The organism is Mesorhizobium sp. WSM4817, from assembly GCF_055811135.1.
The window spans coordinates 378745-390829 of the sequence record NZ_JBVVQQ010000003.1; the positions used below are offsets into that span (position 1 = coordinate 378745).

Here is a 12085-nt window from a genome sequence, read left to right on the forward strand (position 1 = left end):
CGCCCCGCGTCCGCTATGCCTCGCCTTCGACGGTCCAGCGCCAGAAGCCCTTCTCCTCCTCGTTGAGGAAACGGTTCAGCACCATCTTGTGGACCTCATCGGCGCCATCGACCAACCGCGCCTGGCGCGCATAGCGGTAGATCCATTCGAGCACCGTGTCCTTCGAATAGCCTCGCGCGCCATTGATCTGGATCGCCACATCGGCCGCGTCATGCAGCACATTGGCGACCTGGACCTTGGCCATCGATACTTCCTTGCGGGCAAAGCCGCCGCGGTCCAGCTCCCACGCAGCCTTCATCACCAGGATGCGGCCGATCTCGATGCGCATGGCGAGGTCGCCGAGCTTCAGCTGGACGCTTTCGCGGTCGGCGAGGCGCTGGCCGAAACCATAGCGCTCGGCAGCGTAGGCGCGCGCGATCTCGACGCAACGCTTGGACAATCCAAGCCAGCGCATGCAGTGGGTAAGCCGCGCCGGGCCGAGCCGCACCTGCGTCACCTTCATGCCCCTGCCCTCGCCAACCAACATGTCTTCGACAGGGATTTCGAGCCCATCGAATTCGAGCTCGCAATGCCCGCCATGCTCCTCCGGGCCCATGATCTCTATGCGGCGCATGATGCGCCAGCCCGGCTGGTCCTTGTGGAACATCAGAGCCGACAGACCATGGCGCGGATCGTCCGAGGTTCGCGCGATCAGAATGAAATGGCTGGCCTCCTCGGCGCCGGTGATGAACCATTTGCGGCCGGTCACAACGTATTTGTCGCCGCGCCGTTCAGCACGCGTCATGATCATCGAAGGGTCCGAGCCGCCGCCGGGGTGCGGTTCGGTCATGGCAAAGGCCGAGCGCACCTTGCCCTCGACAATCGGCTTTAGCCATTTTTCCTGCTGCGCCGGCGTGCCGAGCGCCTCGAGCACCATCATGTTGCCATCATCGGGCGCTGCCGAATTGAACACCACGGGTCCGAAGATCGACCGGTTCATCTCCTCGTAGCAGACCGCCATGTCGATCTTGCCGAGACCGGCGCCGCCGGATGCGGGCTTGAGCTGCAGGCACCACAGGCCCGCCATCCGCGCCTTGGCGCGAAGCGTCTCCAGCAGCGGCAAGGCGATATTTCCATGTGCGTCATAGGACGTCTTGTCGGCCTCGAGCGGCAGGATGTCACGCTCGACGAAGTCGGCAATGCGGACGCGGTAATCTTCGGTGCGGGCTGGAATGTCGAAGTTCATGGACAAACTTTCAGCGAAGCGAGGTGGCCGCCATCGTCTAGAAATCGAGCGAGCGCTCGTTTTCTTTATTCGCCTCTATCCCCTTTTGCAGCCGCCGTCATCCGGCGAAGCGTGGTTCCGCAACGCCCTTGATGCCAAGGCCGGTTCTTGCGAACAGGCTGCCGCGCAGGACGCCATCGCCGGGGAGGCGCGGTAACGACCACCACGACTCCGATCTTCATGCCGTCCTCCTCTGTTGGCACCGTGCGGCGATAGGCGAGCCGCCTCAGAACGCGACCTTGTCGCCGCCCTTCAGTGACAGGATCTCGCGCGCCTCGTCGGGCGTCGCCACCTCCATGCCAAGCCCCTCGATGATCTTGCGGGCAAGCACCACCTGCTCGGCGTTCGATTTGGCAAGCTTGCCCTTGCCGGCCCACAGACTGTCTTCGAGCCCGACGCGGATGTTGCCGCCAAGCGCTGCCGATTGGGCCGCGATCCGCAATTGGCTGGCGCCGGCACCAAGCACCGACCAGCGGAACTGGTCGCCGAACAGCCGGTCGGCGGTGCGCTTCATATGGGCGACGTCTTCGGGGTGCGTGCCTATGCCGCCAAGCAGACCGAACACCGACTGCACGAAGAACGGCGGCTTGACCAGCCCGCGATCGGCGAAGTGCGAGAGATTGTAGAGATGGGCAATGTCGTAGCACTCGAACTCGAAGCGCGTGCCGTTGTCGTAGCAGGTCGCAAGAATGTATTCGATGTCTTTGAACGAGTTGCGGAAGACAAGGTCGCGCGTCGCTTCCAGATGCGGCTTTTCCCAGTCGAACTTGAAAGTCTCGTATTTGTCGACGAGGTGATAGAGCCCGAAATTGATCGAGCCCATGTTGAGCGAGGCGACCTCTGGCTTGAACTCGGCGGCCGGGCGCACGCGTTCCTCGACCTTCATGTAGGGACTGCCGCCGGTGGTGATGTTGATGGCGGCATTGGTGGCCTGCTTGATGCGCGGCAGGAAGCGGGCGAAGGCCGCCGGCGTCTGGTCGGGCTTGCCGGTCTCGGGGTCGCGGGCATGCAGGTGCAGGATCGCCGCACCTGCCTCCGCCGCCGCGATCGCCTCGGACGCGATCTGGTCCGGCGTGATCGGCAGATAGGGCGACATGGTAGGTGTATGGATCGCCCCTGTCACCGCACAGGTGATGATAATTTTGCCCCTGGTCTGCGTAGCACCGGGCTTGCGGCTTGTTTCCGTCATCTTCCAAACTCCTGATCCGATTTTTTCTTGTGCGCGGCCAGCGCCATCAGCCGGCGGTCGCGCCAAACCTGCCGTTCGCCGAGTTCTTCCCGCGGCAGCCGCTTGCGGCGGTCGTCCTCCACCGTCTCGATGACTTCGCCGGCCCAGTCGACGCGGCGCAGCATCTGCGGAAAAATGTTGGCATAGATCGATTGATAGCGCTCGATATAGTCGCGTACACCGCCCGGCGCATTAAGGTCGATCGTTTCGAATGGACCCATGAACGACCAGCGCAGCGCCAGCCCGTCGCGAATGCCGATATCGACATCCTCGACGCTGGCATAGCCGTCGGCGACAAGTCGAAAAGCCTCCTCCAGCAGCGCGCCCTGCAGGCGGTTCATGATGAAGCCGTCGAGCTCGTGCTTCATCACCAGCGGCGCGTGGCCCGCATCGACGAGGAAGGCGCGGGTCCTTTCGACCGTTTCGGAAGACGTCCATGGCGCCGGCACGACTTCCGCGGCCGGGATGAGGTAGGGCGGATTGATCGGATGCACGACCAGGCAGCGGTGCCGCCCTTGCAGATGGTCGGTGAATTTCGACGGCAGCAACGCTGAGGTGGAACTGGCGATCACCGCTTGCGGACCGGCCATTGCATCGATCTGCGAGAACACCTCGCGCTTCACGTCGAGGTTTTCGGGCGTGTTCTCCTGGATATGGACCGCATCGGCCAGCGCTTCTTCGAGCTCCGCAACGACGGCAATGCGACCAAGCACGACGTCGATTGCCTGCCCCCGCAGCAGACCATTCGCAGCGAGGTCGCCGAGCACGCCGGCGATGTAATCGTGCGCACCTTCGGTCGCGGCCGGCGACTGGTCCCACATCCGCACATCGTGGCCGGCGCGGGCAAAACTGATCGCCCAGGCCCGCCCGATGAACCCGCTGCCGACAATCGCTACTTTCATCATGGTCGGGCTCCTCAAAGGGTTTCGACATTACCGTCGACGCCGAGCGACTGGCCGGAGATGTTGATCGCCGCATCGGACAACAGGAAAGCGACCATCGCGGCGACGTCATAGGGGCTGGTCATGCGGCGCAGCGAGATGTTGTGGAGATAGCGCTCCGTCATCTCCTCGTTCGACACACCGAGCTGTCTGGCCCGGTCGGCGATAACCTTGTCGATGCGTGGTCCCTCGATGATGCCGGGCAGGATGGCGTTGACCCTTATGCCGTGCGGCCCGAGTTCCTTGGCAAGGCTTTGCGTGAAACCGATGACGCCGAACTTGGCCGCCGAATAGGGAGTGCGGAAAGCGTAGCCATGGCGGCCGGCGGCGGACGACATCGAGACGATCGAGCCGCCGCCCGCCGCCTTGATCAGCGGCACGGCACGCCTGGCGCAGAGGAACTGGCCGGTCAGGCAGATGTCGATGCAGCGCCGCCACTCCGCCGGATCGATTTCGTCGACGCCGCCGGTCGGCCCGGCGATGCCGGCATTGTTGATCAGCGCGTCGAGGCCGCCGAGCTTTTCCTTCACCGTCTCGAACAGCCGGTCGACGTCGTCGTCGCGCGAGACATCGGCCTTGACCGCGGCGACCAGGGCGATCCTGTCCGGAGCGGCGGCCAGCGCCTCGTCGGAGACGTCGCAAACGACGATGCGCGCGCCGAGCCGCGACAGCGTTTCTGCAATGGCCAGGCCGATGCCGCCGGCGCCCGCCGTCACCAGCACGCGCTGCCCCTTCAGCCCGGTCAGAAAATCATCCGCCGATGTCGGCGCCCCTTTGCTCATCGTGTATCCCTTCTCATTGCAGCCGCCGTTCGCGCAGCGCCATGACAGCGCCCAGAACGACCAAGCGGTACAATATTGCCCCTGAAATTGTGACGAAAGCACTGCCCTCTGCGAAGGCGACGGACGATTCCGTAATGTGAAATTTCTGCTTCAGCCGTTGCGAAGGGTCTGTTGCGCAATTCGCCAGGCCTGCTCCACATGCCGCCGGGCCGCGGCTTCGGCGGCATCGCCGTTGCGCGACTTGATCGCGTTCATAATGTCGGTCATTTCGGCAATTGCGGCATCGCGGCGATTCTCGGAAGCGATGGTCATGGAACGCAGCTGGTTGATGCGGACGTTCAGACCCTGGACGATCTCCCAGGCGATGCGCTTGTCGGCGGCATCGAAAAGCACCTCGTAGAATTTTGTGGTCGCCCGCATCACCTCGATCGGATTGGCTGATGCCCACGCCTTGAGCAGCACATCGAACGCGCGCTCAAGCGCGGCGATCTGGCCCTCAGTCGCCGTCAGCGCGCAGGCGCGCGCCGCGATGCCCTCCATCAGAGCGCGCAGTTCGTAAATCTCGTCGGTGCGGCTGAGATCCGGCCTGGCCACCGCGGGTCCATGGCCAGGTATCATCTGGACGAGGCCCTCGGTCTCCAACTGCCGCAGGACTTCGCGCACCACCGAGCGACTGACGCCGAGCTGGTCGCAAAGCGGCCGCTCGACCAACCGTTCGCCAGGCTGGAAGTGAAACCCCATGATCGCGTCGCGCATGCGCTCCAGCGCCAGCGTTCTCAGCGTCTTGGCGGATCGTTCGATCCTCAGTGTGTCGTCGGCCAATTCATATACTCCCAGCATCCGCAAGAAACAGATTCGACGATCCGTTGACAAGGGATTTGGTCTTCAATAGTATGGTATACCATAAGACAGCTAGGCAAAAGCGGAACTTTTCCGGATGCCTCAGCCGACCCGACACCGAGGATTCGATGAAGCCGGCCATTCGAAAGATCGTCACCCATGTCGAGAACACGCTAATCGAAGGCGGCAAGGCGGCCCCCCGGCCGCTGCGCCTGATCGGCGTGGCGGCGGTGCTCGACAACCCCTGGGCCGGGCGCGGTTTCACGGAGGACCTTTCGCCCGAGATCCGCGCCTATGCGCCGGTTCTGGGGGAGATGCTGACCCATGAAATCCTCGCAGTTGCCGGATCCGGCGAAGCGATCGAAGGCTACGGCAAGGCCGCAATCTGCGGCACATCAGGCGAGATCGAGCATGCCTCGGCGCTCATCCACACGCTGCATTTCGGCAACCACTATCGGCGTGCCGTCGGCGCCAAGACCTATCTTGCCTTCACCAACCTGCGCGGCGGGCCGAACACGCCGATCATGATCCCGCTCATGGACAAGAACGATGAAGGCCGACGTTCGCACTACCTGACGGTGCACTTCCAGATCGGCGACGCGCCGGCGCCGGACGAGTTGGTGGTGGCGCTTGGCGCCTCGATCGGCGGACGACCGCATCATCGCATCGGCGACCGCTACCAGGATCTCAAGGAGGTCGGCGACCTGCATGGCTGAGCTGACGGACCGTGGCTGGCGTCGCGGAACGGCGCCTGACGGCACCGGTTTCATCCGTGCCGGATCCGGCGCGCCGGTCCTTCTCATCCACGGTGTCGGCATGAACGCGGCGATCTGGGCACCCCAGATCGAGCTGATGAAAAACAGATGGGATGTGATCGCAATCGACATCCTGGGACACGGCCAGTCGCCTTTGCCGCCCGAGGACGCCAGCCTTGCCGATTATGCCGGACAGGCAATTCGGCTTCTCGATCACCTTGGCCTGGATGCCGTCTCGATCGTTGGCCATTCAATGGGGGCGCTGGTCGGGCAGGAAATCGCTCTCAATGCACCCGAACGGGTTCGTAGCCTCGTCTCGCTCAATGCGGTTTTTCGCCGCCCGGCGGAGCTTGCGCAGGCAGTGCGCGAGCGCGCCGCCGAACTGAATGGCGCGGAAAACCCGTCGGGGACGGACGCAACGATCGCGCGCTGGTTCGGCAACCCGGTACCCGACAGCCTGGCCGAGGCGGCAAGGATGACGCGCGTGGCACTGCAAAGCGTCAGCTCCGAGGGCTATGCGCGCACCTATCGACTTTTCGCCCATGCCGATGCGGCGCATGGCGATCGTCTTTCCGGTCTCGCAATGCCGGGCCTGTTCATGACCGGCTCGCAGGACAGGAATTCCTCGCCTGCGATGTCGGCGGCGATGGCACGCCTCGCGCCGCGCGGTCGCTGCGTCGTTCTGGAGGGCGAACGACATATGATGGCCGTAGCCTCGCCTGACGTGGTCACACGGCGCATTGTCGATTTTCTCGAGAGCAACGACGGCGCAAGCACATCGGCGCGACCGGCAATGGACACAGCCTTCGACGCGGGCGAATTCAGGCGGGCGCTCGGTTCCTTCCTGACCGGCGTTACAATCGTCACCGCGATCGGGCCGGAAGGAGAGCCTCGAGGCTTCACCGCCAATTCGTTTACATCCGTTTCGCTCGATCCGCCGCTTGTGCTGGTCTGCATCGCCAAGAAAGCGCTGGGTCATCCGGTGTTTTCGACCTCGAAATGCTTTGCTGTCAACGTGCTCTCGGAGGAACAGCGAGCCGCGTCCGGCGTCTTCGCTTCGAAATCGCAGGACAAGTTCTCGGCTGTCGAGTGGCGCTTCGGCCCGACCGGCAGCCCGCTGCTCGCTGGATCGGTGGCGACGTTCGACTGTGACATGGAGCAATTGGTCGACGCCGGCGACCATTCGATCCTCATCGGCCGCGTTCGCGAATTCTCCCACAATTCATCGCAGCCCCTCGGCTATTGCCGTGGCGCCTACGTCTCGCCCGGCCTCAGCCAGGAAGCACTGGCGGCCGCGCCGCCCGACATGGAGGTCGGCGCCATCCTCGAAGACGAAGGCCGCGTGCTGTTCCTCGAAACCGCCGACGGCTTTTTCGAACTGCCGGCGGGCCGAGGGCTCGGGGCACCCGGCGACACGCGAAGCCTTAGGGGACGCCTCGCTGCGAAAGCCATCGAGGCTCATCTCGGATTCCTGTTTGCGGTCTGGGACGACGCCGCAAGCCCATCGCGAACGCACGTCTACTACCGCGGCACGGTAGCCGCGCCCCACTCCAGCGATCGCCAGGTCCGGCTCGTCGACATCGACAGGATTGCCGGACTGAACATCGCCGACGCTGCCGTGCGCTCGATGCTCGCCCGCTATGTTCGCGAATGTCGGGAGGATGCGTTTGGAGTCTATGTCGGCAACGAGGTCGAAGGTGAAGTCCGTCCGCTCGCCAAGCCGGTAGCAATCAACACTTCCAGTCCGGGTCAACAGATATGAAGTTCTCGCTCTTCGTTCATATGGAACGCTCGGACCCGGCAAAGCCGCATGCCGACCTCATCGATGAGCTTGAGGAACTGGTCGTGATGGCCGAGGCGGCAGGCTTCGAGACGGCCTGGATCGGCGAACACCACGGCATGGAGTTCACCATCTCGCCAAACCCGTTCATCAACATCGCCTATCTCGGCGCCAGGACGAAGCGCATCCGGCTCGGCACAGGAACCGTCATCGCGCCGTTCTGGCATCCGATCAAGCTCGCCGGCGAGGCAGCCATGACCGATGTCGTCACCGGCGGCCGGCTCGACATCGGCATCGCCCGCGGCGCCTACAGCTACGAGTACCAACGCCTGTTCCCTGGGCTCGACGCCTGGGGCGCGGGCCAGCGCATGCGCGAGATCATCCCGGCCATCAAGGGCCTCTGGGAAGGCGATTTCGAGATGTCCGGCGAATTCTGGTCGTTTCCCTCGACCACCTCGTCGCCCAAGCCGGTGCAAAAGCCGCACCCGCCGATCTGGGTGGCGGCGCGCGATCCGAACTCGCACGACTTCGCCGTCTCCAACGGCTGCAACGTCCAGGTGACGCCGCTCGCCTCCGGCGACGACGAAGTAACCAGTCTGATGGAGCGCTTCAACGCGGCGTGCGCGGCGCATCCCGACATGGCCCGCCCCGAGATCATGCTGCTGATGCACACATTCGTTGCCGAAGACGCCGCCGATGCGGAGCAACTGACGAGGGACCTATCGCTGTTCTACTGCCAGTTCGGCGCGTGGTTCCAGAACAAGAAGCCGGTTCGCCAAGGCATATTGGAAGCGCTCTCCGACGACGAGATCGCAGCCATGCCGCAATATGCGCCGGACAAAATCCGACAGAACCTGGTCATCGGCGAAGCCGAAGAGGTGATCACCCGGCTTAAGGCGTATGAGGCGCTCGGCTATGACCAGTACTCGATCTGGATCGACAGCGGTCTGCCGCACGAGCGCAAGAAGAAGTCGCTGCAGCTGTTCGTCGACAAGGTGATGCCGGCCTTCGGGCATTGGAGGCCGCAATGACCCTTGTGGCCTTCAGCAACTTCATAGATGGGGCGTTCGATACGCCGACAGCCACCTTCGAAAGCATCGATCCATCAACCGGAGCGCCCTGGGCGACGATGCCCGCCGCAACCGAGGCCGATGTCGACCGCGCCGTCGAGGCGGCGCACCGGACGCTGCACTCGGCCGCGTGGGCCTCGCTGACGGCGACGGCGCGCGGCAAGCTGCTGGTGCGCCTCGGCGACCTGGTCGTCGCCAATGCCGGCCGCCTGGCCGAACTGGAAACGCGCGACACCGGCAAGATCATCCGCGAGACCCGCGCCCAGATCGCCTATGTCGGCGACTATTATCGCTACTATGGCGGGCTTGCCGACAAGCATGAAGGCTCGCATGTGCCGATCGACAAGGCCGATATGGACGTCACCATCCGACGCGAGCCGATCGGCGTCGTCGCTGCCGTCGTGCCGTGGAATTCGCAGCTCTTCCTTTCGGCCGTTAAGCTCGGCCCGGCGCTGGCCGCCGGCTGCACGGTCGTCCTGAAAGCCTCGGAGGACGGTCCAGCGCCGCTGCTGGCCTTCGCCGAACTCGTTCATGAGGCCGGATTTCCCGCCGGAAGCGTCAACATACTGACCGGGTTCGGACACGATTGCGGCCAGCGCCTGACAAGTCATCCGCTGGTTTCACGCGTCGCCTTCACCGGCGGACCTTCGACCGCTCGCGCTATCGTCCGCAACACGGCGGAAAATCTCGCCTATACGACGCTGGAGCTGGGCGGGAAAAGTCCGGTTGTCGTTTTCGCCGACGCCGACCTGGACAGCGCGGCCAACGCGGTGGTGGCCGGGATTTTCGCAGCGTCTGGACAAAGCTGCGTCGCCGGCTCCCGGCTGCTTGTCGAGCGTTCGATAAAGGCCGAGTTCCTGGACAGGCTGAAGCACAAGGCCGAGGCCATCAAAATTGGTGATCCGCAGGATCCAGCCACCGAAATGGGACCGCTGGCAACGCCACGTCAGCGGGAATGGATCGAGAAGATCGTTGCCGAGAGCCTCGCCAATGGCGGGACGTTGGTCACCGGCGGAAAAAGGCCCGACAATCATCCGCACGGCTTCTACTACGCACCGACCATCATCGATGCCGAGGATTCAGCGCTGCCCTGCGTGCGCGAGGAATTGTTCGGTCCGGTGCTCAGCGTTCTCACCTTCGACACGGAGGCCGAAGCCCTGGCGCTTGCCAATGACACGCCGTTCGGCCTCGCCTCGGGCGTGTTCACCACCAATCTCGCTAAGGCGCACCGCATGGCGCGCGACATCCATGCCGGCGTCGTCTGGGTCAACACATACCGCGCGGTTTCGCCGCTCGTGCCGTTCGGCGGCTACGGTCAGTCGGGGCTCGGCCGCGAGGGCGGGCTCGACGCCATCCGCGACTACACGCGCCCGAAATCCGTCTGGATACGGATATCCGACGAGCCGATCCCGGACCCGTTCGTCATGCGATGAGGCAATCGCGCAATTCATAAAAACAAGAACCAGACAACCAACAGAGGAGAACGACATGAAACTGATTTTGACCGGCATTTTGGCCGGACTCCTGGCAGCCACCGCCGCACGGGCCGATGAAATGGTGTTCACCAGCTGGGGCGGAACCACCCAGGAGGCGCAGACCAAATCCTGGGCCGCTCCGTTCGAAGCCAGTTCCGGCATCAAGGTCCTGCAGGACGGCCCGACCGACTACGGCAAGCTGAAAGCCATGGTGGAAGGCGGCAGCGTCGCCTGGGATGTCGTCGATGTCGAAATGGATTTCGCCATCAAGGCGGCCAAGGACGGCCTGCTCGAGCCGATCGATTTCAACGTCGTGCCGAAAGCCGATCTCGATCCTCGCTTCACCACCGAGCATGCGGTCGGCAGCTTCTACTACTCCTTCGTTCTTGCCTGGAACAAAGGGGCGGTGTCGGCCGAACCGGCGGGCTGGGCCGACATGTTCGACCTGACGAAATTTCCCGGCAAACGCACTTTCTACAAATGGTCGGCGCCGGGCGTTATCGAGATTGCGCTGTTGGCCGACGGCGTGCCGGCAGACAAGCTCTATCCGCTCGACCTCGATCGGGCGTTCAAGAAACTCGACACGATCAAATCGGAAATCGTCTGGTGGGACAGCGGCGCGCAGTCGCAGCAGCTGATCGCCTCCGGTGAGGCAGCCTTCGGGCAGCTCTGGAACGGACGTGTCTTCGCCCTCGAGCAGGACGGCGCCGATGTCGGCGTATCCTGGAACCAGAACATGACCGCCGCCGACGTGCTCGTCATTCCCAAGGGTTCGAAGAACAAGGCGAGCGCCATGAAATTCCTGGCCGCTGCGACAAGCCCGAAAAGCCAGGCCATGTTTGCTGAAGCAAGCGGCTACGCACCCATCAACACGGCAGCCAAGGCCGAAATGCCGGCCGATGTCGTCAAGTCGCTGCCGGACGCCTATGTCGACGGGCAGATCAACCTCGACATGAACTACTGGGCTGAAAACCGCGATAAGATCGCCGAGCGCTGGTACGCCTGGCAGGCCAAATAGCCGCCGACCTCACCCATGAACCGGCGGGGCGTCGCTAGGCGTCCCGCCTGAGCTGCCGGGATCATCGCCAATGTCGGGCAATTTGCTTCATCGACAGCCAATCCTCCGAAGGCCCGACGGTATCGGCGGCGCCTTGCCGGCGCTGACCCTCATCACCCTGTTCTTCGTGGTGCCGGTTGTTGCGCTGCTGTTGCGCAGCTTGACCGAACCCGTGCCGGGCCTGCAGAACTACGCCACCCTGTTTGGCGACGGCACCTATGCGCGGGTCTTCTTCAACACCTTTCTGGTCGCCACCGTCGTCACCGCCGTAACCGTGATCGTGGCGTTTCCAGTCGCCTGGATGCTGGCGATCATGCCGCCTGCCCTCGGCTCGATCGTCTTCGGCATCATCATCCTGTCGATGTGGACCAATCTGCTCACCCGCACCTATGCCTGGATGGTGCTGCTCCAACGCACCGGCGTCATCAATCGGACGCTGATGGATATCGGCCTGATCAGCGAGCCGCTGCCGCTGATCAACAACCTGACCGGCGTCACCATCGGCATGGTCTACATCATGCTGCCCTTCATGATACTGCCACTGGTCGGAACGCTGCGCGCCATCGATCCGATGACGCTGCGCGCCGCCGCTCTGTGCGGTGCGAGCCCCTTCGACGCCTTCCGCCGCATTCTGCTGCCCTTGTCGCTTCCCGGAATCGCTGCAGGCGGCCTGATGGTTTTCGTCATGTCGCTCGGCTATTTCGTGACACCGACGCTGCTCGGCGGCACCTCCAACATGATGCTCGCCGCAATGATTGCCCAGATGATCCAGTCCTTGCTCAACTGGGGGCTCGGAAGCGCGGCGGCTTTCATCCTACTTTTGGTGACCATGGCGCTCTACGCGCTGCAGCTGCGCCTCGTCGGCGCCAAGCGCATGACAGGAGGCATCTGAG

At 63.7% G+C, this 12085-nt stretch carries 12 protein-coding genes; 7 read left to right on the plus strand and 5 right to left on the minus strand.

From position 1 onward, the window contains the following. Positions 1 to 13 precede the first annotated feature (13 nt). Entirely contained in the window at positions 14 to 1225 is a 1212-nt protein-coding gene (locus tag AC0L2K_RS06660) for an acyl-CoA dehydrogenase family protein (protein ID WP_287245514.1), read from the minus strand. Here AC0L2K_RS06660 and AC0L2K_RS06665 point away from each other — a divergent pair. Continuing rightward, positions 1224 to 1421 (plus strand): hypothetical protein, encoded by a 198-nt coding sequence (locus AC0L2K_RS06665; RefSeq protein ID WP_473530930.1) that lies wholly within the window; start codon positions 1224 to 1226, stop codon positions 1419 to 1421. The genes AC0L2K_RS06660 and AC0L2K_RS06665 overlap by 2 nt on opposite strands. A gap of 69 nt (positions 1422 to 1490) precedes the next feature. On the opposite strand, the gene kce is transcribed toward AC0L2K_RS06665, so the two are convergent. The 4 genes from kce to AC0L2K_RS06685 form a co-directional block, all read right to left on the minus strand. Further along, complete coding sequence (gene kce, locus AC0L2K_RS06670) at positions 1491 to 2453, minus strand: 3,5-dioxohexanoate:acetyl-CoA acetone transferase (protein WP_128171861.1); 963 nt, start codon at positions 2451 to 2453, stop codon at positions 1491 to 1493. Beyond that, entirely contained in the window at positions 2450 to 3397 is a 948-nt protein-coding gene (locus tag AC0L2K_RS06675) for a 3-hydroxyacyl-CoA dehydrogenase (RefSeq protein ID WP_473530931.1), read from the minus strand. The genes kce and AC0L2K_RS06675 overlap by 4 nt, the downstream gene beginning before the upstream one ends. Positions 3398 to 3408: 11 nt before the next feature. Continuing rightward, the gene (locus AC0L2K_RS06680) at positions 3409 to 4215 is read right to left on the minus strand and encodes an SDR family oxidoreductase (RefSeq protein ID WP_287190188.1); all 807 of its coding nucleotides are present in this window, start codon (positions 4213 to 4215) and stop codon (positions 3409 to 3411) included. A gap of 150 nt (positions 4216 to 4365) precedes the next feature. Continuing rightward, positions 4366 to 5037, minus strand: a complete 672-nt coding sequence (locus tag AC0L2K_RS06685; RefSeq protein ID WP_023800448.1) for a GntR family transcriptional regulator — start codon at positions 5035 to 5037, stop codon at positions 4366 to 4368. A 146-nt stretch (positions 5038 to 5183) separates the two neighbouring features. On the opposite strand from AC0L2K_RS06685, the gene AC0L2K_RS06690 reads away from it, so the two are divergent. The 6 genes from AC0L2K_RS06690 (at position 5184) to AC0L2K_RS06715 (ending at position 12084) form a co-directional block, all read left to right on the plus strand. Beyond that, the gene (locus AC0L2K_RS06690) at positions 5184 to 5771 is read left to right on the plus strand and encodes an amino acid synthesis family protein (protein ID WP_023800447.1); all 588 of its coding nucleotides are present in this window, start codon (positions 5184 to 5186) and stop codon (positions 5769 to 5771) included. Then, positions 5764 to 7572 (plus strand): alpha/beta fold hydrolase, encoded by a 1809-nt coding sequence (locus AC0L2K_RS06695; protein WP_473530932.1) that lies wholly within the window; start codon positions 5764 to 5766, stop codon positions 7570 to 7572. The genes AC0L2K_RS06690 and AC0L2K_RS06695 overlap by 8 nt, the downstream gene beginning before the upstream one ends. Further along, complete coding sequence (locus AC0L2K_RS06700; RefSeq protein WP_473530933.1) at positions 7569 to 8621, plus strand: LLM class flavin-dependent oxidoreductase; 1053 nt, start codon at positions 7569 to 7571, stop codon at positions 8619 to 8621. The genes AC0L2K_RS06695 and AC0L2K_RS06700 overlap by 4 nt, the downstream gene beginning before the upstream one ends. Next, entirely contained in the window at positions 8618 to 10093 is a 1476-nt protein-coding gene (locus AC0L2K_RS06705; RefSeq protein ID WP_473530934.1) for an aldehyde dehydrogenase, read from the plus strand. The genes AC0L2K_RS06700 and AC0L2K_RS06705 overlap by 4 nt, the downstream gene beginning before the upstream one ends. Before the next feature lie 55 nt (positions 10094 to 10148). Beyond that, entirely contained in the window at positions 10149 to 11153 is a 1005-nt protein-coding gene (locus AC0L2K_RS06710; protein WP_128245435.1) for an ABC transporter substrate-binding protein, read from the plus strand. Positions 11154 to 11223: 70 nt separating this feature from the next. Further along, on the plus strand, positions 11224 to 12084 hold the full coding sequence (locus AC0L2K_RS06715) for an ABC transporter permease (RefSeq protein WP_128245434.1): 861 nt from the start codon (positions 11224 to 11226) through the stop codon (positions 12082 to 12084). Position 12085: the final 1 nt, after the last annotated feature.